The following is a 24,939-nucleotide window of genomic DNA, read 5'->3' as shown; positions in this document are numbered from 1 at the left end:
CCCACAAGGCTTCAATGGAGGAAGCACGCCCATGCTCAGGCTTTTTACAGCACCTTTGGCCTCACCAGGCTTCGTCAAACTGTGCGGTTGGCTCTGCCTGTTCGCACTGATTGCACTCGCCTCGGAGATGGTCGACCCCAGCTACCTGGACCCGTCGAGTCAGAAGTTCATCTTTCTGATCGGTGCTCTGGGCATGTGGCGCTATGGCAACGCAGCGACCCACTACCTGCGCGGCATGTACTTCTTGCACTGGCGGTTCCCGCGCATGCGCAAGGCCGTCGAACGCATGGGCGACGCCGCCCTGCCCGAGCACATGTTCATGGTGGTGACCAGCTTCCGCATTCCGACGCACACCACCTTCAAGGTCTACCAGTCGGTGTTCCAGGAAGTGCAGCGCATGCCGGTGCCCTGCACCATCATCGCGTCGATCGTGGAGAAGGGAGACGAGAACTTCATCAAGGACATCATGCGCCAGGAGGTACGTGATCGCGATGACATCAAGCTGATCATCGTGCGCGCCCGCGGTACTGGCAAACGTGATGGCCTGGCACACGCCTTCCGCGCCCTGTCACGGCAGATGCCGCTGGAAAATTCCGTGGTCGGCGTCGTCGACGGCGACACCATGATGTTGCCAGGCTGCGTGGAACGCGCCGTCACCCTGTTCGCCTATCTGCCCAGCGTTGGCGGGATTACCACCAACGAGTTCTGCGAGGTGGAAGGCAGCAAGCTGATGCAGGAATGGCACACCATGCGTTTCGTCCAGCGGCACATCAACATGTGCTCGATGGCACTGAGCAAACGCGTGCTGACCATGACCGGGCGCCTGTCGTTCTTCCGCGCCAGCGTGATGACCGACCCGGCCTTCATCAAGGACGTCGAAGCTGACTTCCTCGACCACTGGCGTCTTGGCCGCTTCCAGTTTCTCACCGGCGACGACAAGTCCTCCTGGTTCAGCCTGATGCGTGCCGGCTGGGACACCTTCTACGTACCGGACAGCCATACCCTGACCGTCGAGCATCCACCAGACAACAGCTTCCTGCGTGCCACGCGGCAACTGATGTACCGCTGGTACGGCAACTCGCTGCGGCAGAACTTCCGTGCGACGCGCCTGCTGGGCCTCGACCGCCTCGGCATGTTCACCATGTACGTGCTTTACGACCAGCGCGTGTCCATGTGGACCTGCCTGATGGGCCTGAGCGCCTCGGTGGTGGCCGGCATGCTGTTCGGCATTCAGTACCTGTTGATCTACCTGTTCTGGGTACTGCTGTCGCGCACCCTGGTGACGCTGTTGTTCTTCTTCACCAAACACCCGGTCGATCCAATGTATCCATTTGTTCTTTATTACAACCAGATCGTCGGCTCGGTGATGAAGGTTTACACCATGTTCCACATGGACCAGCAAAGCTGGACACGACAGAAGACCACGATCAGTAACGGCAACGTGAGCTTCGATGCGGCACTCAACCGCTGGACGTCGAAAACCATGTTGTTTTCCTCCATTGCCATTTTCTTCGGGGTCATCTCGGTCCTGTTGGAACTCACGCAACCATAAGCGAAGGCGCGAATGCCATGAGTAGCACTACTGTCCTCCCTACAAACGTTGTTCATGAAGCGATCGATGAACGCCAGTTCGTTCGCGCCAAGATCCCTGCCCGCCTGGTCCTGCAAGGTGGCGGCGTCAAGGATATGGAATGCGAGATCCAGGATATCTCCCTGGGCGGGATCGGCCTGCTGTTGGATCAACCGCTGAAGATCGGCAGCCTGTTCAATGGCTCGATCAAGCTGAAGCTGCACACGGTCGACCTGAACATCGATACCAAGCTGAAGATCGTCTCGCAGCGAGGTCGTGAAGTCGGCGCCGAGTTCGTCGAGCTCGACCGGCAGAAGCGCGACATCCTGCGCTACATCATCTCCGCCTACATGTCCGGCGACATTGCCGACATCAATGGCCTGTTCAACGTGATGCAGCGCGAGAACTACATCAAGGAGCGCAAGACCAAGCAGGCCAATGCGCGTACGGCCGGTGAGCGCCTGAAAGCGGCCCTCGGCTCGTTGTTGTTCTTCTGCGCCGGTGCCGCTGCGCTGGCCCTGATCGTTTACAAGAGCTACCTGCTGTTCTTCCAGATGCCTGCCGCACAAGCGGTCGTCAGCGCCAACGCCTATATCATCAGCATGCCGGAGAACGGCAACCTGCGTTATCTGATCGACCCCGGTCAGACCAGCGTCAGCGTCGGCCAACCTCTGGCCAGCGTCTCCACGCAACTGGCCAGCAGCCTCACCAGCCCAGCCGACATTGCCGCGATGGCCAACCTCAGTGATCAGGACGCTGCCGCCCTGCTCGGCCGCGTGACGGTAGAAACCGTAATCGCCAGCCCCTGTGATTGCAGCCTGTACTTCCCGGCCCCGCGTCTGGACGGCTTCGCCTACAAACAGCAGGAGCTGGTACACCTGCTTCCAAAAGACCAGCCCTTGAACATCAAGGCCAGCGTCCCGTTTGATCGCATGGACAAGCTCGAGCGGGTTCGTGCCGTCGAAATGCGCGTACTGGGCAGCGACGAGACCCTCTCCGGCGAGATCGTCTCCAGCCGCGTAGATGATCAACGGCAGATGGTCGAACTGACCATCAAGCCGGATCGCCAACTGCCGCTCAGCGACTATCAGTTGCCAGCCGCTGTCGAGTTCAAACTCGGCCTGCCTCTGCGCTGGACATTCTGAGGTCACCATGTCGCTCAGATCCCTCCTTTGTACCACTGCCCTGTCGCTGGCGATCGCCAGCCAGGCGCACGCGGCCCGCAGCCTCGATCAGATTCGCTACGCGCTGTTCCAGGACAACCAGGCAGCAGTCGAAGAGGATCTGCGGGCCCTGGCCGCACGCGGCGACCTGGGCGCGACGCGGCTGCTCGGTGAAGTACTGGCCGGCCGCAGCCCGGCAAACGCCGCGCGCGCCATCGAGTTGTTCAAGCAGGCGTTCGCCGATGGCCGCGGAGACATCGGCGCCCTGGTGCCACTGGCACGCCTGGTGGACTACAAGCCGCGCTGGCAGCAGGCCAACCGCGCCTACATGCGCCAGGCGCTGCAACGTTTCACGGCTGGACGCGACTTCGTCAACGTCGACACCCGTCTGGAAGTGTTTCTGGTCTTTCCCGACCTGTTCAGCGAGGCGGAAGTCGCGCAGTTGATCGAGCTCTATGACCGCGCCTGCCTGGTGTACTGCCACGCACCGCTCTATCGCGCAGTCGCGGCGGCACGCGCCGGGGACACGGAAGCGGCGGACAAATGGTTCCGGCTGGCAGTCGAAAACGACCCGCGCGCCGTCTACCGCTACTACGACTTCCTCGGTGAGGCGCGTAACGAGCGTTTCCGCGCCTTCGCCGAACAACTGACGCCGCGCATGGATACGCTGCCGGTCGATCTGGTGCAGCGCATCGCCCAGCAGCTGACGGAAATACGTAACGCCGAGATCAGCGCCTACAACAACAGCCGCCCGCAATCACGCGCGCAGACCGACGAAGAAAAACAGGCCCGCGAGCTGAAAGCCCAGGCGCACGCCAGCCTCGTCGAACAGCTCGACCGTGAAGTATTGCTGTGGCTGGACAACGCCATCGCCCGGGACTTCGGCCCGGCAATGATGAGCAAGGCCAACTTCCTGATGACCGCCCCGGACCGCTACGGCCCGGAGCCGGTCGTCGACCTCGTCCAGCGCCTGGAACAGCGCCGGGGGCAGAACCTCAGCCTGAGCATGGCCGAGCGTGAACAGCCCATCACCGAGCAAAACATCAAGGCACTGCGTGCCAGGCTGCACATGGTGCTCTGGCGCACCCTCGACCCGCACCTGAGCCAGCGCCTGATCGCCGAGCTGCAGGCCGAGCACTACCCCGAAGCCACCCTGCTCGAAGGCGACATGTACAGCCAGGGCGTCCTGAATGAACCCGATCAGGAACGCGCCCTGGCCTTGTACCTGCAGGAAGCCAAGGCCGGTTCGATCAATGCGCTGATGCGCATTGCCCGCCTCTACACCTACGGCCGCGCCATCTGCCGTGACAACGCCAAGGCCTACACCTTTGCTTTCGCCGCCCAGGAACTGGGCGATCAACGCGCTGCGGCGCTGGTGGAGGCACTTGGCTCCAGGCTCACACCCGAGCAACGCACCACCGCCACCCGTGACGGTAATCGTCTCATCGAGGAGTTCGCCCTGTGATCCGCCCCAATACCCTGCGCTGCGCCGCACTGCTGATCGCTTGCCTGCCTCCCGTCCTGGCGCAAGCCGAGGAAGTCGAGAATCAGCCGGTGGCAGCCAGCACCCTGTCACCCGAGCTCGAACCGGTCACCTCGCTGCTGACCCACAAGGTCTTCATGCGCACCGGCTACGGCCCCGACGAGACCCGCCTTGGCGAAGATCGTCGCACCTTCTTCAGCCTGCGCTACGAACCGTCCTACCGCTGGTTCTCGCCCGAGCAGCGCTGGGCCAAGTGGGAAGCCTTCGGCCGCCTGTGGCTGAACTACGACACCGATCCGAACGCCCTGCAGGACAACGAGGGCAACGACGAGAACCTGAGCCGCCGCCGTCATGCATACAGCGAGGCCCGCGAGTTCTACATACGCCGTAACCTGCTGGGCGACGACCCACGTTTCTCCGCCACCTTCGGGCGTCAGCGCTTCAGTGATCGTTTCGGCATCTGGTGGGACGACAGCATCGAAGCCCTGCGTCTGGACTACAACGACAGTTTCGCCAGCGGCTTCGTCGCCATCGCCGAGAAGTTCTACTACTACAACTCCGACGACAACCGCCTCGACCCGCAAGACAAGAACATTCGCTACCTGATGGCCGAGTACGCCTGGCGTTGGCATGCCGATCACTGGATCGGTGCCCGCCTGCTGCACGAGGACGATTATTCGGGCAGCTCGCCGGATGACCGCCAGGACTTCGACGGCTTGCGCTACGGCGTCTTTCTGCGCGGTGACACGCGTGAGCTGACCTCGCTGATCAGCGACTACCAGTTGGAGGTCGTCAGGCTCGACGGCACGCAGGACATCACCCAGAACAATGGTCAGCGTGACCGCAGCGACAAACGCGGCTGGGCGGTAGTTGGCGACGTTGGCAAGCGCTTCGAGAGCCTGCCCTGGACCCCACGCGTCGGCTTCACCGCTGGCCTGACCGACCGCCCGGACGACAGTGGCCGCGACGGCTTCAGCCTCAACCGCATCCAGTCGGACCGACGCAACGATCCGTTCAGCTATAGCAGCCGCCTGGTCAGCAACCTGGTCAGCGTCAACCTGAGCAACCTGGCGTTCTATGGCGTCAGTCTGGAAACCCGGCCGACCGACCGCAGCCAGCTGGACGTACGCCTGAGCGATCTGCGCCTGCGCAACGCTTCCGCGCAACTGCCGCTGCGTACCACCAACGAGGGCGTGGTGCGCGACACCGGCTCATCGCACCTGGGCCAGGTAATGGATATCAACCACTACTGGCGCATGTTCCCGCTGGCTTACGACGGCAAGCGCATCCAACTCAACACCCTGACCAGCCTGAGTTACTTCAGGGCCGGTAGCGCACTGGAAATCGGTGATGACTACCAGGTGACGCTGGGCATCACCCTGACCTACTGACCGAGAGCAGCGCCAGCATGATCTTCGCCTCCAATGTCTTTCTGTTCCTGTTTTTGCCGGTGTTTCTGCTGTGCTACTACCTGGCCAGAGATCATTGGCGTTCCTACGTGATCGTGCTCGGCAGCTACCTGTTCTATGCCTGGTGGCGCCCTGACTTTCTGTTGCTGTTCGTGGCGATTTCCTACTGGAACTACTGGTTCGGCCTGCGCATCAAGGCGCGCATGGACGCAGGCGAGAAGAAGATCGCCTTCCGCCTGCTGACCGTCGGCGTGATCGGCAACCTGGCCACCCTCGGCTATTTCAAGTACGCCAACTTCGGCGCAGACGTGCTGGTCGCGGTGCTCGAGCCGCTGGGTATCAATACCTTCACCCTGGAACACATCATCCTGCCGCTGGGCATTTCCTTCTATGTGTTCCAGGCCCTGAGCTATATCGTCGACATCTACCGACGCAACGCCGAACCCACCGAGCGTTTCGTCGACTTCGCCGCCTATATCGCCCTGTTTCCGCAACTGATCGCCGGGCCGATCCTGCGCTACAGCCTGATCGACAAGCAGCTCAAACAACGCAGCCACTCCCTGGAGCTGTTCTCCCTGGGTGCCTGCCGCTTCATGCTCGGCTTTATCAAGAAGGTGCTGATCGCCGACTCCCTGGCGCCGATGAACACGCTGTTCGTCGGCGGTGGCGAACTGCAGATGGCGGACGCCTGGTTCGGCCTGCTGATCTCTGCACTGCAGCTGTACTTCGACTTCTCCGGCTACAGCGACATGGCCATCGGCCTGGGCATGATGATGGGCTTCCGCTTCGCGGAGAACTTCAACCAGCCCTACATCGCGCAGAGCATCACCGAATTCTGGCAACGCTGGCACATGACCCTGGCCGACTTCCTGCGCGATTACGTGTACATGCCACTGGTGCGCAAGCGCCTGGTCGGCATGCTCACCGGCCTGGTCATCACCATGGTGCTTTCCGGCCTGTGGCACGGGCCGAGCTTCGCCTTCATCTTCTGGGGCCTGTTCTTCGGCATAGCCATGGTCATAGAACGACAGTTGGGCATCGCCACCAAGGTCAATACGCCCTACAACTTCTGGCGCAATGTCCGCTGCATGTTCGTCCTGGCATCCTGCATGCCGCTGTTCTTTACCGGTGCCCTGCCCCAGGCCCTGGAGATCTACAAGGCGCTGATCGGTCTCAACGGCTTCGGCTCGCTGGACCTCTACTGGTTCGGCACCTCGGCCATGACCATGACCTTCACCCTGATTGCCCTGCTGTGGATCGTCATTGCCGGCTCGATCAACATCCGCTATTACGCCAGCTCGGGCAAGGAACCCTACTTCATGCAACACGTCAGCGGCTTCGGCACGCTGCTGCTGTGGCTCGGCTTCCTGCTGACGATCACCCGCCTGGCAGCGAATTCGTTCTCCCCTTTCCTGTACTTCCAGTTCTGAGGTTGCCGACATGTTTCCGGTAATGAGCTCGGCCAGCAAGATCAATGGCATCCTGTTCTGCGTGCTGCTGTGCGGCATGTTCCTATACTCGTTGCCCGCGGTGATTGCCTTCTCCGGCACCCAGACACAAGCCCTGTCGCTGTTTCTCGACGGCAAGCTGGTTCGCAAGTTCGAGCATTTCTACGACAAGCGTCTGTTCCTGCGCGATCCATCGGTCGAGCTGTGGGCCAATATCCAGCAGGCCCTCTTCCGCGAGGGTGCGAGTGGCGTGGTGCTGGGCCGCGATGGCTGGCTGTTCACCAACCAGGAATACCTGGTGCCCAGTGATATGGAGCAGAACCTGGACAAGCAGCTGGCACTGATCGACAAGATTCATCAACAGCTGGAGCAGAAGGGCAAGCGCCTGATCATGCTGCCGGTGCCGATGAAACTCGACACCTACGCCGAGCACTCGACCTACGTGCCCAGCGAACCCATCAGCGACCTCTATCAGCACTTCCGCCAGCGCCTGGCCGAGCGCGGTATCGACACGGTGGACCTGCGCAGCACCTACCAGAGCGTCGCTGCCTCCGAACCACTGTTCCTGCGCAACGACACCCACTGGAGCCCGAAAGGCGCCGAACTGGCGGCGCAGACCCTGGCCCAGCAATTCCCCGAACTCTTGGGTGACACGCCCTACATCACCCAGGCCGCTGGCGAAAAACAGATCAGCGGCGACCTGCTCAACTACCTGAAATTCGACCCGAGGCTGGCCCCCAGCTATTTCGAGCCGGTATACATCGAGCTGCATGAAACCCTCAAACAGGAGAAAGGTGGCCTCGATGACAGCCTGTTCGGCGAAGAGGCCATTTCCCTGGCGTTGGTGGGTACCAGCTACACCCGCATCGATGACTGGAACTTTGCCGGTTTTCTCAAGCAGGCCCTGCAACGCGACCTGGTGACGGTCGCCCTGGAAGCACGCGGCCCATTCGAGTCCATGAACGAGTTCCTGGCCGGCCCTGCCGCCGCGGGCGACGAGGTGCAAACGGTTATCTGGGAGTTCCCCCTGCGTACCCTCCTCGCCCAGCGCCAGATTCCTTCGCCCTGACATACCCAGACACTAGCAAGAGGTATCCGTATGCCCATGTTCATTCTTCGAGTCCTGACCCTGCTGCTGCTCGGCGCCACCGTCGCCCAGGCCGCCCAGGACAACAACGCCGACCTCTACGACCCGGTCGCCCCTGCCAACTCGGCATTCGTCAGGGTCCTGAACCTGAGCGATAGCAATATCGAAGTCACGCTCAGCGGCAAGAACAAACCGCAGTCCGTCACTGCCGGGCAGTTTGGTGGCTATCGCTTCGTCGCTCCCGGCATGCAGCGCATCGCCGCCGCCGGCCAGGTACTGGAGCGCGAACTCAAGGCCAATACCGCCAGCACGGTGGTGTATCGCGACGGCCAGCTGTTGCTGATTGCCGACCAGTTCGTCAACGAACCACGCAAAGCCCAGATCGCCTTCTACAACTTCACCGACAAGCCGGCAGCACTCAAGACCCTGGATGGCCAGCATGTCGTGGTCGACACGATCGAGCACGACCAGACCGGCAGCCGTATGGTCAACGAGCTGAAAATCGCATTCGCCGCCTACGCCGGCGACGCCAAACTGGTCGACTTCGACGAGCTGTTCTTGAAAAAGGGCCGCTCCTACAGCTATGCCCTGCTGCCAGCTGGTAGCGGCTTCCGTGCGATAACCCTGGCGAACAGCATCGATCCTACGGAATGAATCCCGAAGGCCTGGTCAAACAAGTGAGTGGACGATGACCTCCAAGAGCATGAAGCACTATTTCCTACTGGCCATCGGCAGCCTGATTGCCGCGGGCGCGCACGCCACTCCAGCCGTTACGCCAACAGAGCAGGCCGAAGGCTGCAAGGACCTGCAATGCCTGATCTGCCCGCGTCTCAGCGCGCCCGAGGAGTATGCCGAGGGCAACATGAAGGCGCTCAAGCAGATCGTTCCCGGAAAGGACCGCTGGCTGTTTCGCTCGGAGGTCGACCTGACCAATAATTTCGGCATTCCAGCCGCCGCGCAGCCGGAATTTGCGCGCCTGATGCAGGCCTTCGCCAAGCACGGCACGCAGGTCGCGGTCGCCGTACAGCCGACCCGTGGCCTGATGCACCGTGCCCAGCTGCTCCCCGGACAGGCGCACGGCTTCGACTACCAGAAAGCCAGCGGCAACCTGCGCCGGTTCCTGCAGCAGATGCGCGACGCCGGGGCCATCGTGCCTGACATCATGCCCCTGGTGGAAAACCCGCCGAAGGACTTCTTCTTCCGCCGCGACCACCACTGGACGCCCGTGGGCGCAGAGTCCACCGCTCGCGTAACCGCCGAGGCCATTCGCCAGAGCCCTGTCTTTGCGAAGCTGCCGCGCAAGAACTACGTCACCGAGCAGACCCTGACGCTTTACAAGGACGGCACGCTGAACCTCGGGCTGTCAGCAATCTGCGGCAACCACTTCGGCTATCAATTCGTGCCCGGCTACCAGACCGTGCCGGAAAGCAATGACGCTGCACAGTTGTTCGAGGAGCAACCCGACCCTGAAGTGGTGCTGGTCGGTACCAGTAACTCCGCCGCTCGTGAAGACGAAACCAAGCAGTTCAACTTCGACGGATTCCTCAAGCAATACCTGAGTACCGATCTGATCAACTACGCGCTGCCGGGCGCCGGTCAGGACGGTTCGTTGCTGGAATACCTGCTGTCGAGCAACTACTCACCTGACAAGGCGCCGAAGCTCATCATCTGGGAGCTGCCAGCCAACTACCCACTGGACGGAGAGCTGACCTACCGCCAGCTGATCCCGGCGGTGAACGGTGGCTGCAAGGCCGGCGACAGCGTACTCGAAGCCCAGCTGGAACGCCCGAGCATGGGTCTGAACGACCGCCTGGAACTGCTCAGCAACACGGGCGAAGGACGCCGGGATCTGAAAGGGCGCAATGCCGTGCTCGACATTCGGATCAGCGACCCCAACATCAAGAACTTCTACATCATCACCTACTACGACAACGGCACCCGCGACAAAGTGTGGTTCCGTCGAGAGGCCATCGTCACCGGTGGGCAGTACTACCTGGAGCTGAGCCGTGCTCCGGAGTTTCGCGATGCCAACCTGCTGTCGGTGCTGCTTGAGCCCACGCAGACCGTTGAACAGCCTTTCAAGGTCGAGACCAAGCTATGCCTGTAAGCCCCCGCCTGACAGCCCTGCTGCTATTGCTCTGCGGTTCGCTGAGCGCCAACGCCACCCAGTCGATCTGGGCGCCGCAATCAACGGTGGCTGCAGGGCTGGTGGGCGACTATCGACAGGAGCGCTGCCCCAAGACGCCACCTGCCGCCTATACCGGCCACCTGCAACTAGACAGCAAGTATGACCAGAGCGACGCCAGCAAGAGTCGCCTGGTCGCGCAGCAGAGCAAGGACACCCAGCGCATCCGCAAGCAGGTACAGGGCTACATAGGCGGGTTGATCAAGGCCGCCCAGGTTTTCCAGCGCACCCGCAAGGCCAACGAAGCCAACATCGCCCTGGCCTGCCTGGATCAGTGGCTCGATGCCTGGGCCAGCAAATCGGCCCTGCTCAGCGATGACGCCAGCAAGACCGGTGTCGCCTCGCGCAAGTGGGCCCTGGCCGCCATCGCCTCGACCTTGCTCAAGGTGCAGGCGCTGAGCGACCAGCGCTACCAACTCAGTGCTGTTCAGACTCGCTGGCTGCAACAGCTGTCCGCCAAGGTCGTCGCCGAGTACGAACCACGCCGCTACGACACCGGCGTCTACTTCAACAACCATGACTACTGGGCCGCCTGGGCCGTCGCCGCCACCTCCATGCTGCTCGATGACGACAAGGGCCTGGCCTGGGCTGACGTCGCCTTGCGCCGAGCATTCAGTCAACTCACCCCCGGCGCAGGCGACTATCAGTACCTGCCACTGGAAGTGGCCAGAGGACGACTGGCCGCCGACTACAGCCATTACGCACTGGTTCCGCTGACGCTGCTGGTCGAGGCGGCAGAGTTCAACGGTCGCCCGCTCACCGAACAGGAACGAGCCAAATTCGCCGGCCTGGCCAATTTCGCCGCCCGCGCCGTGCTCGAACCCAAGACCTTGCCTGAGCTGACCGAGCGGCAGAGCGATGTCGGCCCGCACAAGATGGTCTGGCTGTTGCCCTTCCTCAACCGCTATCCGCAGCACCAGTGGGGCCGCCGCCTGTACCAGGCAGAGGGTGAAGAGATCAACAACTACAGCCAGGTTGGCGGCGATCTCAAGCCGCTTTACCCCCAGCTAAACTGACCCAGGATGTCGCCATGTCACAGGCACTGACTCTATCTCGCGTAATGCTGCTGATGACCTGTACCGTCAGCCTGGCAGCCCTTGGCGCCCCGGCAGCCTTGCACACCCTCGACCCACAGTGGCAACAGCAGCAGCAACAGCAAAGCAGTGCCCTGATCATGCAGCGCAGCCAGCCGCCTGTACTCGACATCCAGGCTCCCAGGCAGCGCGGCAGTGTCAGCCTGGAGCCCATGTACTCCGCCCAGGCAGGCAGCTGGCCTTTCGAGCCCTTCGTACACAACGGTCTGTTCCGCGCGATTGCCGGCTATCAGGCGCAGCACCCGCGTGCGGTGGTCATCCGCGGCGGCAGTGTCACCCTGGAAGAACTGCGGGCACGCTTGAACGACGCCAAGGTCCTGAGGCGCCATGACGATGGCTACCTGCTCAGCTACCCGCTGATGATCGCCAACGATGCCGCGCTGCTGATCGATGAGCAGGTCCTCTACCTGTTTGGCCCATCGGGCACGGCGCTGATCAATCAGGGCTTGCTGCGCGTGCAGAACTCGCGCCTGCAAAGCTGGAGCGACGGCCGCGCCGCTGCCACCGACCGCCCTACCCGCCCCTTCATCATGAACTGGGCTGGCAGCCGGCTACTGATCGACAACTCGCAACTGGTCAAGATCGGCTATAACGCCAACCTCTCGCGCGGCGTCAGCAGCGGTCTGAGCTCTCAACAGTCGGCCAATAGCGCCCCTGCCCAGATCCAGATCGACAACAGCCGCTTCGAAGAAATGGCCAGCGCGCTGGAGCTGAACCATAGCCAGGCGCTGGTTCGTAACAACCAGTTCACCAAGCAACAACAATATGCCATCGACCTGGGCAACAGCCGCTTTCTGATTGCCGACAACCGCATCGACGGCGTAAAGAACAACAGTGGCGTGCGTGTCAGCGGCAGCAGTAGCGGGCGCATTCAGAACAACCTGATCCTGCACGCCGGCAAGAGCGCCATCGAAGTCAGCGCGCAGAACGGCGCCCTGCTGATTCAGGGCAACCGCCTGGGCGCCTCTCAGGGCTACGGCATGATGCTGCGACAGATCGGCGACGGCTCAGGCCTGCTGATCCAGGACAACCTGATCGCCAACAGCAAACTGAGCGCCATCGACGCAGCGGAACTGAGTGGCGCGCTGATTATCGACAACCGCATCCACTCGACTCCCGAATACGCCATCAGCCTGCGCAACGCCCAGCCTGCGGCCGGTAAGCTCGTGATCACTGGCAATACGCTGGAGAGCATCGGCAAGGCGATGATCCGAGTGGAGGGCATGCAGAACACCGTTCTGGGTGACAACCACTACAAGGCCACCCCGCTGCTGCAGAACCTGCTGATAGGCGACCTGCTGCCGCTGCAAAGCCAGATACTCGACAGCACAGTGCGCCGTCACTGCCACCTGCAGATTTCCCAGACCACCAGCGAAGTGGCCCAGGCCCCTGTCTGCAACAACTAGCCAATCCGCATACTCAGCAAGCAGCGCTGGCCAAACCACAAGTGACGGCTAGCGGTGCTCGACCTGCAGCTGGCTGAAGCTTGCCGCGCCGGCGTTGGTTTCGTTGCCGCTGTTGTCGAGGGTGTAGACCCCAGCCTTGAAATACAAAGGATGGCTTGCCCACGCCTTTTTATAACTACGGCTCCAGGTTCTCACTGCCCCGCCTGGCTCGACCAGGCCGATAGTCAGCGTGCCATTCTTGGCCAGGTGGATTTCATAGCTGAAGTCCTGATCCAGCTTGATCTTGCTCGCCAGCACGATCTTCGCCGAATCGGCGTCGGCGGGATGCGCGCGGAACGCGATCACCACGTTGCCATAACCACTCTTCGGCAAATACTGATAACCCAGCATCAGCGCTGGTGAGGTGCCCTGCTTCGAGTGAATCTGCGAGAACGCCAGAATGCCACTGGCCGGCACCTGGGTGATCCTGACGGTAGCGCTCAGCACATCATTCGCGGCGGTGTAGGACCAGTTGTGCAAGGTGCCGTCGGGGTAGGTTTCCCTCAGTTCGCTGCGTGGGAACGTCGAATTACTGGTGGTAGAGCCATTGGCCGGTGCCCAGAAGAAAATCCGCCCCTCGCGGGACTGAAAGTAATCATCCTGATACCCACCCGCCAGCACGGGCGTATCGATGACAGCAGCAGGGACACCTACGGGAATAGTCAGGTTCCAGGTGGCTAGATCGATCATGACAGAACTCCATGGATAAAACGGTCATCGCAGGCCTCGCCAGATAGGCCCACGACCTGAGCGACTGCGGCTTCCGGCGTGCAACCAAGCTTATCTTCGAGTCTAGCGACCATCTATCACTATTTTGGCGCTATTTTTTTGACCCATAAGCTTATGACGACTGAACGCCCAGCCCTTTGCCTCGCCACATAACGATTCCTTGCCTGCAGAGACGACCAAACACACCCCAGCCCTCATGTTTGCGCGGCCGAAGTGAATGCGAGGAATGTGAGCGAATCGAGACTTTGGGAGCGGAGTAGCAAGCGCTATCTACAAACCGATGCCTCAGCAACGGCTGGCTTGTTTATCCGGCTGGGAGAGGTTGGATACGCGCTTTCACCAGAGACAGTTCGTCAGAAGGCGGTGAGAGATAGTAAAAGCCTCGAAACCCCAGGAATTTCAGGGGGCTTATTTGGGGATATGGCGGGAAGATAGAGCTCTTGAACCCGTTTTAGCGTGTGTCCGTTGCTGGCCATCGTTGCCCAAAGCTAGCAAAGTCGGGGCTTCCGCCTCATTCCCTCTTGCCCACTGCGGCCCTGTGTCGCCCGTTGATTTCGACACTTTTTCGACAGTGCTACTAGACATGCCAGGCAGCTATGACTAGCTTTTGGCCATCACGCTCTAGCGCCTGCGTGCTTAATCCATGCAATCCCTTTATTGGCCACATACCAAAGGAATAGTCAAAAAAATGGACGGCCTGACCTTTCTATCCAAAGCAATTGACTCTCTTGCATGGCCAGCTGTGATTTTAGCTTTTGCTCTAATGCTGAAAAAGCCCCTCATAGAGTTAATTCCATTCCTCCAGAGACTAAAGTACAAAGAATTAGAGCTTGAGTTTTCCAAGCAGGTAGCCGAGCTCAAAGCTGAAGTAGCTGATGCAATACAGCCTATCGAAAACCAAGAGCCAGCACAGCACTCTCAGAAAAACCACTTGCTTCAATTGGTGGATTTTTCAGCTCGGGCTGCCATTATGGAGGCTTGGCTAGAAGTTGAATCTGCGGCAACAACCGCTGCAAGCTCTTTTTGGAATGAGCCGCCAAGTTCCACTTTCAGAACCCACCCAAAGCTAGGGGAATACTTATTTCAGTGTGCGGTTATTGACAGGAAGCAGCTAGACACATTTAACAAATTAAAGCAATTACGCAACAAGGCCGCACATGCGGAAGATCTAAACCTTAAAGAAAGTGACGCAAAGTCTTATATTGAACTAGCTTCTTCTTTAGCGGCCCACATAAGATCGGCAATCAACCCAGGATAGATAAATTATAAGTTTCGGAGTAATAGCATGAGTAGGGATTGGGAATCTGTATTCTCTAGCTGGTCGCAAGGGCCCAGCCAGACAGAGCAAGCAAGGGCAGAGAATGCTGAGAGACAGATAAGGGAAGCAATCCAGGCTAGTGACAAGCTTAAGAATAGAGATATTCGGGTATTCACTCAAGGATCATATAGAAACAGAGTGAATGTCAGAAGAGATAGTGATGTAGATATTGGAGTCCTCTGCTTTGATACATACTTCCCAGACTATCCTGATGATAATGTGAAGATGGAGCTTGCAAAGAGCGTTGTCCCTGCAAGCTATGAATATGCCACTTTCAAGAACGAATTAGAGGAAGCGCTGATTGCTAGGTTTGGAAGGTCTTCTGTTAGACGCGGAAGTAAAGCATTCGACATAAAGGCTAATACTTACCGCGTAGAATCAGATGTAGCTGCTTTTTTTGAACACCGCAGATATGTCACTACGGGTTTTTATCACTCTGGAGTGGAAATGATACCGGATGATTACAACCCACCTAGAGTAAAAAACTGGCCCGAGCAGCATTATAATAATGGCGTATCAAAAAACAATGCTACACAAAGAAGATACAAGAGAACTGTGCGCATACTTAAGAGCCTTTCTAATGAAATGGCTTTAGCTGGCATTCAATCCGCCAAAGATGCACCTAGCTTTCTCATCGAATGTCTAGTATTCAACGCATCAAATCTTTGCTTTCAATACCAAACTTTTAAATCGATGATTAGAGCCGTTCTTGCGGAGTTATTTAACAACACGTTATCAGACGAGCTCTGCTCTGAATGGGGGGAGGTTAGCGAGCTAAAGTATCTATTTAGGGGGAGTCAGCCATGGACTAGAAAAAGCGCACATCAGTTTTTGAGTGACGCTTGGGATTACATAGGTTACCAATAATGCCAACCAGACTTCACGTTTCATCATTTATTGCTCTTACGATTTCGGTTTGGCTTCTTGCCCTTTGGCTTCAGGGAATGCCGGTTCTTAGTTGGGACTTTGTTAAACCGTTCAGCACTGTTGTTGGCTGCATAATGCTCTTTGTAATGATATTCAATAAGTACATGTGGTCTTGGAAAATATTTAAGGGGTGGTATGTTAAGAGGCCAGATTTACGAGGCACATGGAGGGTCGAACTACAAAGCAACTGGCAAGATCCGGAAACAGGGGAAACGATACCACCTACCTACGGATATGCGGTCATTAGACAGTCTTTGACCTTCTTAAGCCTAAGACTGCTGACTAAAGAATCCAAATCTATTCTTGTCGCTCATAGTATTGAACAGCAAGAAGACGATGATCTTTTTAAGCTTGTCGGAGTATATAGGAATGAGCCAAGGATCGAACTGCAAGGTGTTAAGAGTGAAATTCATCATGGTTCTTTTTCACTCGAAATACATGGCCTTCCAGTCGAGGAACTTGAGGGCCATTATTGGACTGACAGAGCTACTAGGGGTGGAATGAAGCTTTCAGGGCGTGTTAATAAACTATACAACACCTACGACCAAGCTCTGCGCGAAATAGGAAAATAGGGTTCTATCATTTCTTTAGACTTTCAACCACTCCTTCCGCCCTGAAGTCGACCGAAAATGGGGACAGATTTATTTTCAGACTGGCGAGCGCAATAGATAAATTCGTTCCTTTTTTGCCACGGGCATTCAAATGTCGGGTGAAATCCAGATAGCCTTGACTGCGACTGCCACTTCATACGTCGACACGCGAGGTTTCAATGACCCAATCTACCTACGTACCGCCGAAGGTCTGGCAACACCTGACAGCATCCGGCGGCCAGTTCTCCAAGATCAACCGCCCCACCGCCGGCGCGACCCACGACGCGGAATTGCCGGTCGGCAAGCACCCGCTACAGCTCTACTCCCTGGCAACGCCCAATGGCGTGAAGGTGACCATCCTGCTGGAAGAACTGCTCGCGCAGGGCCATGAGGGCGCCGAATATGATGCCTGGCTTATTCGCATCAACGAGGGCGAGCAGTTCTCCAGCGGTTTCGTGAGCGTAAACCCTAACTCGAAGATTCCCGCCCTGCTCGACCGCAGTACGGCTGGCCCCATCCGCGTGTTCGAGTCCGGCTCGATCCTGCTCTACCTGGCGGAAAAATTCGGCGCCTTCTTGCCAAAGGATCTGGCAGGCCGCACCGAAACTCTCAACTGGCTGTTCTGGCAGATGGGCTCGGCGCCCTACCTGGGCGGCGGTTTCGGTCACTTCTACGCCTACGCCCCGGAAAAGTTCGAGTACGCCATCAACCGTTTCACCATGGAAACCAAGCGCCAGTTGGACGTGCTGAACCAGCGCCTCGCCGATAACCGCTACCTGGCCGGCGACACCTACACCATCGCCGACATCGCCGTATGGCCCTGGTATGGCGAACTGGTGAGGAACAACGTCTACTCCGCCGCCGAGTTCCTGGCCGTTCACGAATATCCGCATGTGCTGCGCTGGGCCGAAGAAATCGCCAAACGCGAAGCAGTACAGCGTGGTCGTCGGATCAACCGCACTTGGGGCGAGGAGTCGGAGCAAGTGCCGGAACGGCACCAGCCTGCTGATTTGGATTAAGACCTGAGGCGGGAAAAAACAGGACCAAAGCCTGCAGATTCCCTGACACGAAAAAGCCCCGAACAGTATTACGATTCGGGGCTTTTAGAAAAAAGGGCGATTCAAGCACCCGATTCGGTGACATGTGCTCTCCAGTATCGCGAGCATTGGTTAGCATGCACACAACGTATATACGTTCTAAAAAGGTGACGGATTTATTTATGGCGCAGCGCCATCAGCCTAAAAATAAATCTGTCCCCTTTTCGTTGTCCCCTTTTCGTTCAATGACTATGCGCTACACACACCTTGCGCTGGATCATCTACAGGATGCAGTTCGGTTCAATCCCGTTGATAACTTTGAGACATTCTTCAAAGGGTGGCCGTAGGGCTAACGCCGCTGAGCTCGACTCATGCCTTCTCTGATCGCTTCTTCAGCCAAGCCCGAACACACCATCAGGCCTAAGCCCTCGGACAGGCACCTGTAGCGTTTTTCATCCATTCCAGAGCTGGTAATGCAGTTCTGGAAGGTTATGCGCTCTTCAATTCCTTTGAAGCTTTTCTGCCCTTCTGCATAGTCCGCAGCAGAAATCTTTTTAGCCTGCATTTGCTCTTTCGCAATGTCTTTCAGGTTCTCAATATCTTCTGCTGTCCACCGTATTGCACTGGTGCACATCTGCTTTTTCGAACCCTTAACCGGATTGGATGAGGTGCTAAAGGAAGGGGGTGGAGGCGGCGCGACGTTGCCTTCTCCTATGTAGCCATGATTGATTTTCACGGGCTCGATATTGGGTTGGGCTACCGGAGGTTGGCTGCCGAAATGTTTCTGCCCATTCTCATCAACCCATGTGTACACCTGTCCGTGTGCAAATGTGGCAAGAACCGCCAGTACCAGCGGAAATATCCTGTGCCCGAGCATGCTTAAAGTCCCTTTAGCGCGATTAATTCGCCGGCCAAATCTAATGCTCTGAGACAAAAATCGCTAGCGGTTAGGCGGGTTCAGTTTTAGGCACTTCGCATTCGATCTGATGGCGTGTGCTTTCCAGCACAGTGAGCATTGGTTAGCATGTGCACGACGTATATACGTTGTAGTTACGAATTGACCGAGAGGTGACCATCATGGCCAAAGAAGCCGTTTTCAATCTGAAGCTTGAGCCCGAGCTACGCGAAGGCTTCATGGCAGCCGCTCAAGCCGTACACCGGCCGGCCTCCCAGGTCATGCGCGACCTCATGCGCGACTTCATTCGCCAGCAGCAACAGGCCAAAGAGCATGATGAATTCGTGCAACGCAAGGTCGCTGCTGCCAGAGCATCGGTAGAGGCGGGTCGTGGCCGCTCCAATGATGATGTGGAAGCCGAATTCGCCGCTCGCCGTGCTAAGGCCCTGGGTCACTGATGCAGGTTATTTGGACGCCCGAGGCCCTGCAGGATCGTCTGGATATCTGGGAATACATCGCCACTGAAAACCCTCGCGCTGCCGTACACATGGACGAGCTATTCAGCGCTGCTGCAGCCTCGCTGGCTAACCTTCCCGACAAGGGCAGGTTGGGTTTGGTCGTCGGTACTAGAGAGCTGATTCCTCACGAGAACTACCGCCTTGTCTATCAGACTGAGCGCGACGCCGTCTGGATTCTCGCCCTGGTACACGTCGCCAGGATGTGGCCGCCGATCCAGAGCTAGCTTTAGTCTCTAGTCGCTTTCGACACTTCTTCGACACCTTGCATGCCGCAGATAGCAAAAGCCCCCGAAACTCTAGGAATTTCAGGGGCTTAGGCTTGAGATATGGCGGGAAGATAGGGATTTGAACCCTAGGTGCCATTGCTGACACAACGGATTTCGAATCCGTCCCGTTCGACCACTCCGGCATCTTCCCAAGCGGCGCGCATGATAACAGTTGATTACGCTTTGGCGAAGCTTATTTTGAAATTTTTTCGTTTTCTATCAGGCGCTTGTGAAAAGGCCGAGCAGTGCTCGGCCTTTTCTGGCGATGCTCAGCAGGTTCAGGCCATCAAGCGCGTCAGCGCTTCGCGGTACTTGTCGGCCGTTTTCTGGGCCACGTCTGCCGGTACGGCCGGAGCAGGAGGTTGCTTGTTCCAGCCGGTGGATTCCAGCCAGTCGCGCACGAACTGCTTGTCGAAGCTCGGCGGGTTGCTGCCTTCGGCGTAGCTGTCGGCCGGCCAGAAACGGCTGGAGTCGGGGGTCAGCACTTCGTCCATCAGGGTCAGGGTGCCGTCTTCGTCCAGGCCGAATTCGAACTTGGTGTCCGCGATGATGATGCCGCGGGTAGCGGCGTACTCGACAGCTGCGCTGTACAGGGCGATGGCGGTGTCACGCACCTTGGCGGCCAGCTCGGCGCCGATGATGGCTTCGCACTGCTCGAAGCTGATGTTCTCGTCGTGGTCACCTACAGCGGCTTTGGTCGACGGGGTGAAGATCGGTTGCGGCAGCTTGGCCGCTTCCTTGAGACCAGCCGGCAGCGAGATACCGCAGACGGTGCCGCTCTTCTGGTATTCCTTCCAGCCGGAACCGACGATGTAGCCACGCACGATGGCTTCTACGGCAACTGGCTTGAGGCGCTTGGCCACGACGGCACGGCCTTCGACCAGCGGCAGCTCAGCGGCGGATACGACGTCCTCGACCTTGTCACCGGTGAAGTGGTTGGGCACCACGCCTGCCAGTTTGTCGAACCAGAAGTTGGAGATGGCGGTGAGGATCTTGCCCTTCTCCGGAATCGGCTGCTCGAGGATGACATCGAATGCCGACAGACGATCGGTGGCCACCATCAGCATGCGCTTGTCGTCGATTTCGTAGAGGTCGCGGACCTTGCCCGAGTAGATCTTCTTCAGGCTCAGGGTGGTGGGTGTGCTCATGTCGGCATTTCCGTTTCTGGCAAACAAAACAGGCGAAACCTTTGCGGGTTTCGCCCATCGATTAACAGCTGACGCGCGCTGCGCCGATCAGCCGAGATTATCCTGGATCAGGCTCAACACGCGGCGCGATACGTCGGCCGGGGCAACGGTGTTGAGGTCTTTCTCCACGGTGACCTGTACGCCATCGCCAACCGGAGTCAGACGCACCTGATAACGCTCGGCGCGGGCATCGATCTCTTCCTTGCTCGGCGCGCTGCCGAACATGCGACCGAAGAAGCCCGGCTTCTCCTCGTTGACCTGAGCGCCTTCGGCCAGGTTGATGTAGTACAGACCCAGGCTGCGGTTGAGGTCGTCGACGCGCACGTCACCCAGCTCCAGCGAACGACCGACGCCCGACCAGGCACGGTCGAAGTCTGCGCCAAGGTTGAGCACCGGGTTGCCGTTGCCGTCTTCGCTCAGGCTCACACGGCTGGGAGCGTCGAAGTCTCGTGCAGCGAGCAGCGATACGGAACCGCCCTGCTCCACACCACGGGCCATGCTCACCAGCATTTCGTCGAGCAATGCGGCTTCGAGGCTGGCGTTGCCGCTATTTGCAGCGAAATCGACATCTGCAGTGCTGCCCGCAGGACGCTCGGCGCTAGTGACGAAGACTTCACTGGTGTTGCGCTGTACGCCCGGCTCGATGCGTACCCGCACGCGGGTTTCGGCATCCGGCGCAACGCCGGAAACGCGGCTGCTCAGGCGCCGGGCCATACCGGTGGAGAGTTCGTCGAAACGCTGCCAGGAGGTGGTGAATTCACCGACCTGCGGGCGCTCGCTGGCGATACGAAAACCGTTGTCTTCGAAGAACTGACGCGCTAGCGGCCAGACTTCGGCCGGTACGCGCTGAGCCACGACCCAGCGCGAATCACCGCTGCGCTGCAGGCTGAACTCGCGCTCGTCGGCACGCACTTGCAGGCCTTGCGGGCGCGGCACTTCGAACTCGGCCGGGGTCGCGGTGGTGCTGGCGATCTGCGCGGGCACCGGCAACAGGGGATCGAGGCGCTTGGCATCGACATCGGCAGGCAGCTTCATGGGCGCGGTTTGTCGCGCTTCCAGGTAGTCGCTGCCACGATCACGGAAATAGCCGTTTTCACCCCAGAGCCAGCCACAACCGCTGGTGCTGGAGACGATCAGAGCAAGGGCGGAGAATCCGGCCAGTCGCTTCATGCGTAGAATCCTTGAGTTAAGCCAATACACCGCACTGGCGCATGGCCTGGCGCAGCGGTTCGTGACAGCGCGGGCTGAGCCAGGTCAGAGGCAGACGAATACCGTCCCCCATCAAGCCCATTTCATGCAGCGCCCATTTCACCGGAATCGGGTTGGATTCGAGGAACAGTGCCTTGTGCAGCGGCATCAGGCGGTCGTTGATCGCACGGGCGATGGCAGCCTCGCCACGCATCGCGGCAGCGCACAGGTCGCTCATGGCGCGCGGCGCAACGTTGGCGGTAACCGAGATATTGCCCTTGCCACCGAGCAGCATGAGTTCGACGGCGGTGGCGTCGTCACCGGAGTAGACGAGGAAGTCCTTGCTGACACGCTGCAGAACGTCCTGGGCGCGCTGCAGGTCGCCGGTGGCTTCCTTGATGCCGATGATGTTGTCGATCTTCGACAGGCGCTCGACGGTCTCCGGCAGCATGTCGCACACGGTGCGACCCGGCACGTTGTAGAGAATCTGCGGAATGGATACTGCTTCGGCAATGTGGCGGAAGTGCAGGTACAGGCCTTCCTGAGTCGGCTTGTTGTAGTACGGGGTGACCAGCAGGGCGGCATCGGCGCCGACGTCCTGGGCGGCACGGGTCAGCTCGACCGACTCGCGGGTGGAGTTGCCGCCGGTACCGGCGATCACCGGGATACGACCGGCAACCTGCTTGACCACGCGCTTGATCACTTCGATATGCTCACCCACGTCCAGCGTGGCGGACTCACCGGTGGTGCCGACCGCGACGATGGCATTGGTGCCCTCTTGCAGGTGGAAATCCACCAATTTGCTCAGGGCCTCCCAATCAAGACCACCCTGCGCATCCATGGGCGTGACCAGTGCCACCATACTGCCCGCAATCATGCAACCGCTCCTGCCGGAAAAATTGAGCCGTAATGGTACTGGTGCCACCAGTCCGGCACAAGCAACGGACAAGGGCTTATCGGTGCTGGCCGTCGTCCGATGTACACGGCTGCGCCATTCCCCTCGGCGGTGCTTTTCGCTAACCTGCTGCCTTTGGTCCACGGCTTCTCGTGCGCGGACCGTTCATCGCTTTAGGAAGGCTGCATGTCCACCCCCCCCGTTCGCGAACAATTCCTCGTTATCAGTGCTCTCGGCCGCGACGCCATGGCCCTGACCAACCTGCTCAGTCGCACCAGCCATGAGAATCGCTGCGCGGTGATCAGCACTCGGCTGAGCCGTCACGGTGAGTACAGCGCACTGGTGCTGCAGGTGTCTGGTAGCTGGGATGCACTGGCGCGCCTGGAGTCGAGCCTGCCGCTGCTGGCCAAGAAGCACGATTTCAGCGTCGATCTGATTCGCAGCGCCGCCGCCGAAGTACGCCCGCAAGCGCTGCCCTATGTCGCCTACGTCAGCGCCGTGTATCGCCCGGACATCCTCAACGAGCTGTGCCAGTTCTTCATCGATAACCGCGTCGAACTGGAAGCCCTGACCTGCGACACCTACCAGGCGCCGCAGACCGGCGGCACCATGCTCAACGCCACCCTGACCGTGACGCTGCCGGCCGGCACGCAGATCAGCTGGCTGCGCGACCAGTTTCTCGACTTTGCCGATGCATTGAATCTTGATGCGCTGATCGAACCCTGGCGCCCGCAAAACCCCTGATAGCCGCAAACAAGGAATTTCCATGTCCGTTGAACTCGACAAAGCCGTCGCCGACTTCCAGGCCGAGGCCACCAGTGGCCAGCAGGTAAAGCTGTCCGACCTCAAGGGCAAGCAGGTCGTGCTGTATTTCTACCCGAAGGACGCCACTCCAGGCTGCACCACCGAGGGTATGGACTTCAGTGCCCGCTTCGAGCAGTTCAAGGCAGCCAATACGCTGATCTTCGGCGTATCGATGGACAGCCTGAAGAAGCACGAAAGCTTCAAGTGCAAACAGGCCTTCCCCTTCGAGTTGATCAGCGACGAGGAGCACCAGCTGTGCGACCTGTTCGGCGTCTATCAGCTGAAGAAGAACTACGGCAAGGAATACATGGGCATCGTGCGCAGCACTTTCCTGATCGACAAGGACGGTGTGTTGCGTGAGGAGTGGCGCAACCTCAAGGTCGCCGGCCATGTCGACAAGGTGCTGGCCGCGGCGCAGGAACTGCACAAGCGCTGAGACCCGCCACCGTAGGAGCGGCTTCAGCCGCGAAGCTGACAAGCACCTCTGCCGGGCTATCCCGTACCAACGGGGAAGTGCGCATAAAAAAGGCCGCGAATGCGGCCTTTTTCGTTTGACCGGGGATAGCGGCCCAGTCATGCACCTGTTTCGCGGCTGAAGCCGCTCCTACGGCCGGCCCTCTCAGGCTTGTGCAGGTTCCGGCTCGGTACGCGGCCAGGCGTTGATCACCGCCTTGAACAGCGTCGCCAGCGGGATGGCGAAGAACACGCCCCAGAAGCCCCACAGGCCACCGAACAGCAGCACCGCACAGATGATCGCCACCGGGTGCAGGTTGACGGCCTCGGAGAACAGCAGCGGCACCAGCACGTTGCCATCGAGCGCCTGGATGATGCCGTAGACCACCATCAGATAGAGGAACTGATCGCTCCAGCCCCACTGGAACAGACCGATCAGCGCCACCGGCACCGTCACCACCACCGCGCCGATATAGGGCACCACGACCGATAGCCCGACCAGCAAAGCCAACAGTGCCGCGTAGTTGAGCCCCAGGTAGGCGAAGGCAATGTAGGTGACCACGCCGCAGATGATGATTTCGATGAACTTGCCGCGGATGTAGTTGGCGATCTGCTGGTTCATCTCCTGCGCCACCTGGGTGATCAGCGCGCGCTCGCGCGGCAGGTAGCTGCGGAACCACTGACCGATCTGTTCGCGGTCCTTGAGGAAGAAGAACACCAGGATCGGCACCAGCACCAGATAGATCATCACGCTGACCAGCATCGGCAGGCTGGACAGGGAGAACGACAGCGCCCACTGGCCAAACTTGCCGGCCTCGCCGCGCATGCTGGTGATCAACTGCACGATCTGCGCATCGGTGATCAGGTTCGGGTAACGCTCCGGCAACAGCAGAAACACCGACTGCCACTCGGCCGCCATACGCGGCAACTCATTGAACAGCGTGCTCAACTGCTGCCACAGCAGTGGCATCAACACCAGCATGAACACCGTCAGGCCGCCCATGAACAGGGCGAACACCAGCCAGACCGCCAGTACTTGCGGTACTTTCAGGCGCTCCAGACCGTTGACCAGGCCCTGCATGAGAAACGCCAGCACCAGGCCAGTCAGCACGGGCGCCAGCATTCCGCCCAGCGTCAGCACCAGCGCAAAGCCCAGCACCAGCAGCACGGCCAGCACCACGGCCTGCTCATCGGAGAAGTAACGGTGCAACCAGTCGCGAATAACCTTGACCATCAACAATCCTTAAT

Annotated in this window: 24 protein-coding genes and 1 tRNA gene; 18 read left to right on the top strand and 7 right to left on the bottom strand. The window is 59.2% G+C overall.

Annotation, left to right across the window (positions count from 1 at the left end; all coding sequences use genetic code 11):
- Positions 1–31: 31 nt before the first annotated feature.
- From ACN8M7_RS13575 to ACN8M7_RS13530, 10 genes are read left to right on the top strand one after another with little or no spacing between them, the layout of a single operon-like run.
- Entirely contained in the window at positions 32–1,552 is a 1,521-nt protein-coding gene (locus tag ACN8M7_RS13575; RefSeq protein ID WP_490261095.1) for a glycosyltransferase, read from the top strand.
- 17 nt (positions 1,553–1,569) lie between these two features.
- Positions 1,570–2,715, top strand: coding sequence for a PilZ domain-containing protein (locus tag ACN8M7_RS13570; protein WP_490261094.1), 1,146 nt, complete (start codon positions 1,570–1,572; stop codon positions 2,713–2,715).
- Positions 2,716–2,722: 7 nt separating this feature from the next.
- The gene (locus tag ACN8M7_RS13565) at positions 2,723–4,198 is read left to right on the top strand and encodes a sel1 repeat family protein (RefSeq protein ID WP_490261093.1); all 1,476 of its coding nucleotides are present in this window, start codon (positions 2,723–2,725) and stop codon (positions 4,196–4,198) included.
- Positions 4,195–5,607 carry an alginate export family protein gene (locus tag ACN8M7_RS13560; protein WP_490261092.1) on the top strand — a complete coding sequence of 471 codons (1,413 nt, stop codon included), beginning with the start codon at positions 4,195–4,197 and terminating at the stop codon, positions 5,605–5,607. Before ACN8M7_RS13565 ends, ACN8M7_RS13560 begins: the two co-directional genes overlap by 4 nt.
- Before the next feature lie 17 nt (positions 5,608–5,624).
- Positions 5,625–7,055, top strand: a complete 1,431-nt coding sequence (locus ACN8M7_RS13555; protein ID WP_061241569.1) for an MBOAT family O-acyltransferase — start codon at positions 5,625–5,627, stop codon at positions 7,053–7,055.
- A gap of 10 nt (positions 7,056–7,065) precedes the next feature.
- Positions 7,066–8,142, top strand: a complete 1,077-nt coding sequence (locus ACN8M7_RS13550; protein ID WP_179527310.1) for an alginate O-acetyltransferase — start codon at positions 7,066–7,068, stop codon at positions 8,140–8,142.
- 30 nt (positions 8,143–8,172) lie between these two features.
- Positions 8,173–8,814 (top strand): alginate O-acetyltransferase AlgF, encoded by a 642-nt coding sequence (locus ACN8M7_RS13545; RefSeq protein ID WP_061241573.1) that lies wholly within the window; start codon positions 8,173–8,175, stop codon positions 8,812–8,814.
- Between the two features lie 34 nt (positions 8,815–8,848).
- A complete protein-coding gene (locus ACN8M7_RS13540; RefSeq protein WP_490261091.1) occupies positions 8,849–10,267 on the top strand; it encodes an alginate O-acetyltransferase AlgX-related protein in 1,419 nt (472 codons plus the stop codon).
- A complete protein-coding gene (locus ACN8M7_RS13535) occupies positions 10,258–11,361 on the top strand; it encodes a polysaccharide lyase (RefSeq protein ID WP_037001413.1) in 1,104 nt (367 codons plus the stop codon). Before ACN8M7_RS13540 ends, ACN8M7_RS13535 begins: the two co-directional genes overlap by 10 nt.
- Positions 11,362–11,375: 14 nt before the next feature.
- Positions 11,376–12,845, top strand: coding sequence for a right-handed parallel beta-helix repeat-containing protein (locus tag ACN8M7_RS13530; protein ID WP_490261090.1), 1,470 nt, complete (start codon positions 11,376–11,378; stop codon positions 12,843–12,845).
- A gap of 48 nt (positions 12,846–12,893) precedes the next feature.
- Here ACN8M7_RS13530 and ACN8M7_RS13525 read toward each other — a convergent pair whose 3' ends face one another.
- A complete protein-coding gene (locus ACN8M7_RS13525; RefSeq protein WP_490261089.1) occupies positions 12,894–13,574 on the bottom strand; it encodes a polysaccharide lyase family 7 protein in 681 nt (226 codons plus the stop codon).
- Positions 13,575–14,301: 727 nt separating this feature from the next.
- Between ACN8M7_RS13525 and ACN8M7_RS13520 the strand changes: the two genes are divergently transcribed.
- From ACN8M7_RS13520 to yghU, 4 genes are all read left to right on the top strand, one after another.
- Positions 14,302–14,871 carry a hypothetical protein gene (locus ACN8M7_RS13520; RefSeq protein ID WP_490261088.1) on the top strand — a complete coding sequence of 190 codons (570 nt, stop codon included), beginning with the start codon at positions 14,302–14,304 and terminating at the stop codon, positions 14,869–14,871.
- A 27-nt stretch (positions 14,872–14,898) separates the two neighbouring features.
- On the top strand, positions 14,899–15,798 hold the full coding sequence (locus ACN8M7_RS13515) for a nucleotidyltransferase domain-containing protein (protein WP_490261087.1): 900 nt from the start codon (positions 14,899–14,901) through the stop codon (positions 15,796–15,798).
- On the top strand, positions 15,798–16,430 hold the full coding sequence (locus tag ACN8M7_RS13510; protein ID WP_490261086.1) for a Cap15 family cyclic dinucleotide receptor domain-containing protein: 633 nt from the start codon (positions 15,798–15,800) through the stop codon (positions 16,428–16,430). Before ACN8M7_RS13515 ends, ACN8M7_RS13510 begins: the two co-directional genes overlap by 1 nt.
- Positions 16,431–16,627: 197 nt before the next feature.
- The gene (gene yghU, locus ACN8M7_RS13505; protein WP_490261085.1) at positions 16,628–17,467 is read left to right on the top strand and encodes a glutathione-dependent disulfide-bond oxidoreductase; all 840 of its coding nucleotides are present in this window, start codon (positions 16,628–16,630) and stop codon (positions 17,465–17,467) included.
- A 367-nt stretch (positions 17,468–17,834) separates the two neighbouring features.
- On the opposite strand, the gene ACN8M7_RS13500 is transcribed toward yghU, so the two are convergent.
- Positions 17,835–18,362, bottom strand: a complete 528-nt coding sequence (locus tag ACN8M7_RS13500; RefSeq protein WP_490261084.1) for a DUF4124 domain-containing protein — start codon at positions 18,360–18,362, stop codon at positions 17,835–17,837.
- Positions 18,363–18,562: 200 nt separating this feature from the next.
- On the opposite strand from ACN8M7_RS13500, the gene ACN8M7_RS13495 reads away from it, so the two are divergent.
- Both ACN8M7_RS13495 and ACN8M7_RS13490 read left to right on the top strand, forming a co-directional pair.
- A complete protein-coding gene (locus ACN8M7_RS13495) occupies positions 18,563–18,838 on the top strand; it encodes an antitoxin of toxin-antitoxin stability system (protein ID WP_490261083.1) in 276 nt (91 codons plus the stop codon).
- Positions 18,838–19,122, top strand: coding sequence for a type II toxin-antitoxin system RelE/ParE family toxin (locus tag ACN8M7_RS13490; protein WP_490261082.1), 285 nt, complete (start codon positions 18,838–18,840; stop codon positions 19,120–19,122). The genes ACN8M7_RS13495 and ACN8M7_RS13490 overlap by 1 nt, the downstream gene beginning before the upstream one ends.
- Positions 19,123–19,225: 103 nt before the next feature.
- Here ACN8M7_RS13490 and ACN8M7_RS13485 read toward each other — a convergent pair.
- The 4 genes from ACN8M7_RS13485 to dapA form a co-directional block, all read right to left on the bottom strand.
- Positions 19,226–19,315: transfer RNA gene (locus ACN8M7_RS13485), tRNA-Ser, on the bottom strand.
- A 127-nt stretch (positions 19,316–19,442) separates the two neighbouring features.
- On the bottom strand, positions 19,443–20,312 hold the full coding sequence (locus ACN8M7_RS13480) for a phosphoribosylaminoimidazolesuccinocarboxamide synthase (protein ID WP_490261081.1): 870 nt from the start codon (positions 20,310–20,312) through the stop codon (positions 19,443–19,445).
- An 87-nt stretch (positions 20,313–20,399) separates the two neighbouring features.
- Positions 20,400–21,521, bottom strand: coding sequence for an NlpB/DapX family lipoprotein (gene bamC / locus ACN8M7_RS13475; protein ID WP_061238033.1), 1,122 nt, complete (start codon positions 21,519–21,521; stop codon positions 20,400–20,402).
- 16 nt (positions 21,522–21,537) lie between these two features.
- Positions 21,538–22,416 carry a 4-hydroxy-tetrahydrodipicolinate synthase gene (gene dapA, locus ACN8M7_RS13470; protein WP_490261080.1) on the bottom strand — a complete coding sequence of 293 codons (879 nt, stop codon included), beginning with the start codon at positions 22,414–22,416 and terminating at the stop codon, positions 21,538–21,540.
- A 204-nt stretch (positions 22,417–22,620) separates the two neighbouring features.
- Between dapA and ACN8M7_RS13465 the strand changes: the two genes are divergently transcribed.
- Together ACN8M7_RS13465 and ACN8M7_RS13460 are read left to right on the top strand one after the other, a co-directional pair.
- A complete protein-coding gene (locus tag ACN8M7_RS13465; RefSeq protein ID WP_061238035.1) occupies positions 22,621–23,178 on the top strand; it encodes a glycine cleavage system transcriptional repressor in 558 nt (185 codons plus the stop codon).
- 22 nt (positions 23,179–23,200) lie between these two features.
- Positions 23,201–23,674 (top strand): peroxiredoxin, encoded by a 474-nt coding sequence (locus ACN8M7_RS13460; RefSeq protein ID WP_061238036.1) that lies wholly within the window; start codon positions 23,201–23,203, stop codon positions 23,672–23,674.
- A gap of 183 nt (positions 23,675–23,857) precedes the next feature.
- Here ACN8M7_RS13460 and ACN8M7_RS13455 read toward each other — a convergent pair whose 3' ends face one another.
- A complete protein-coding gene (locus tag ACN8M7_RS13455) occupies positions 23,858–24,925 on the bottom strand; it encodes an AI-2E family transporter (protein WP_061238037.1) in 1,068 nt (355 codons plus the stop codon).
- Positions 24,926–24,939: the final 14 nt, after the last annotated feature.

Origin of the sequence: Pseudomonas spartinae, assembly GCF_965197125.1 — a bacterium.
GTDB classification, from domain to species: Bacteria; Pseudomonadota; Gammaproteobacteria; order Pseudomonadales; family Pseudomonadaceae; genus Aquipseudomonas; species Aquipseudomonas composti_A.
Note: the sequence above shows the minus strand (reverse complement) of the source record. Positions and strands in the feature narration are given on the sequence as shown.

What these genes read in the sequence shown, in the direction of transcription:
- dapA (WP_490261080.1), bottom strand. Translation starts at nt 22,416, where the DNA reads ATGATTGCGGGCAGTATGGTGGCACTGGTCACGCCCATGGATGCGCAG.
- ACN8M7_RS13525 (WP_490261089.1), bottom strand. Translation starts at nt 13,574, where the DNA reads ATGATCGATCTAGCCACCTGGAACCTGACTATTCCCGTAGGTGTCCCT.
- ACN8M7_RS13570 (WP_490261094.1), top strand. Translation starts at nt 1,570, where the DNA reads ATGAGTAGCACTACTGTCCTCCCTACAAACGTTGTTCATGAAGCGATC.
- ACN8M7_RS13480 (WP_490261081.1), bottom strand. Translation starts at nt 20,312, where the DNA reads ATGAGCACACCCACCACCCTGAGCCTGAAGAAGATCTACTCGGGCAAG.
- ACN8M7_RS13455 (WP_061238037.1), bottom strand. Translation starts at nt 24,925, where the DNA reads ATGGTCAAGGTTATTCGCGACTGGTTGCACCGTTACTTCTCCGATGAG.
- ACN8M7_RS13530 (WP_490261090.1), top strand. Translation starts at nt 11,376, where the DNA reads ATGTCACAGGCACTGACTCTATCTCGCGTAATGCTGCTGATGACCTGT.
- yghU (WP_490261085.1), top strand. Translation starts at nt 16,628, where the DNA reads ATGACCCAATCTACCTACGTACCGCCGAAGGTCTGGCAACACCTGACA.
- ACN8M7_RS13490 (WP_490261082.1), top strand. Translation starts at nt 18,838, where the DNA reads ATGCAGGTTATTTGGACGCCCGAGGCCCTGCAGGATCGTCTGGATATC.
- ACN8M7_RS13550 (WP_179527310.1), top strand. Translation starts at nt 7,066, where the DNA reads ATGTTTCCGGTAATGAGCTCGGCCAGCAAGATCAATGGCATCCTGTTC.
- ACN8M7_RS13565 (WP_490261093.1), top strand. Translation starts at nt 2,723, where the DNA reads ATGTCGCTCAGATCCCTCCTTTGTACCACTGCCCTGTCGCTGGCGATC.
- ACN8M7_RS13510 (WP_490261086.1), top strand. Translation starts at nt 15,798, where the DNA reads ATGCCAACCAGACTTCACGTTTCATCATTTATTGCTCTTACGATTTCG.
- ACN8M7_RS13520 (WP_490261088.1), top strand. Translation starts at nt 14,302, where the DNA reads ATGGACGGCCTGACCTTTCTATCCAAAGCAATTGACTCTCTTGCATGG.
- ACN8M7_RS13495 (WP_490261083.1), top strand. Translation starts at nt 18,563, where the DNA reads ATGGCCAAAGAAGCCGTTTTCAATCTGAAGCTTGAGCCCGAGCTACGC.
- ACN8M7_RS13515 (WP_490261087.1), top strand. Translation starts at nt 14,899, where the DNA reads ATGAGTAGGGATTGGGAATCTGTATTCTCTAGCTGGTCGCAAGGGCCC.
- ACN8M7_RS13500 (WP_490261084.1), bottom strand. Translation starts at nt 18,362, where the DNA reads ATGCTCGGGCACAGGATATTTCCGCTGGTACTGGCGGTTCTTGCCACA.
- ACN8M7_RS13555 (WP_061241569.1), top strand. Translation starts at nt 5,625, where the DNA reads ATGATCTTCGCCTCCAATGTCTTTCTGTTCCTGTTTTTGCCGGTGTTT.
- ACN8M7_RS13575 (WP_490261095.1), top strand. Translation starts at nt 32, where the DNA reads ATGCTCAGGCTTTTTACAGCACCTTTGGCCTCACCAGGCTTCGTCAAA.
- ACN8M7_RS13545 (WP_061241573.1), top strand. Translation starts at nt 8,173, where the DNA reads ATGCCCATGTTCATTCTTCGAGTCCTGACCCTGCTGCTGCTCGGCGCC.
- ACN8M7_RS13460 (WP_061238036.1), top strand. Translation starts at nt 23,201, where the DNA reads ATGTCCGTTGAACTCGACAAAGCCGTCGCCGACTTCCAGGCCGAGGCC.
- bamC (WP_061238033.1), bottom strand. Translation starts at nt 21,521, where the DNA reads ATGAAGCGACTGGCCGGATTCTCCGCCCTTGCTCTGATCGTCTCCAGC.
- ACN8M7_RS13465 (WP_061238035.1), top strand. Translation starts at nt 22,621, where the DNA reads ATGTCCACCCCCCCCGTTCGCGAACAATTCCTCGTTATCAGTGCTCTC.
- ACN8M7_RS13540 (WP_490261091.1), top strand. Translation starts at nt 8,849, where the DNA reads ATGACCTCCAAGAGCATGAAGCACTATTTCCTACTGGCCATCGGCAGC.
- ACN8M7_RS13535 (WP_037001413.1), top strand. Translation starts at nt 10,258, where the DNA reads ATGCCTGTAAGCCCCCGCCTGACAGCCCTGCTGCTATTGCTCTGCGGT.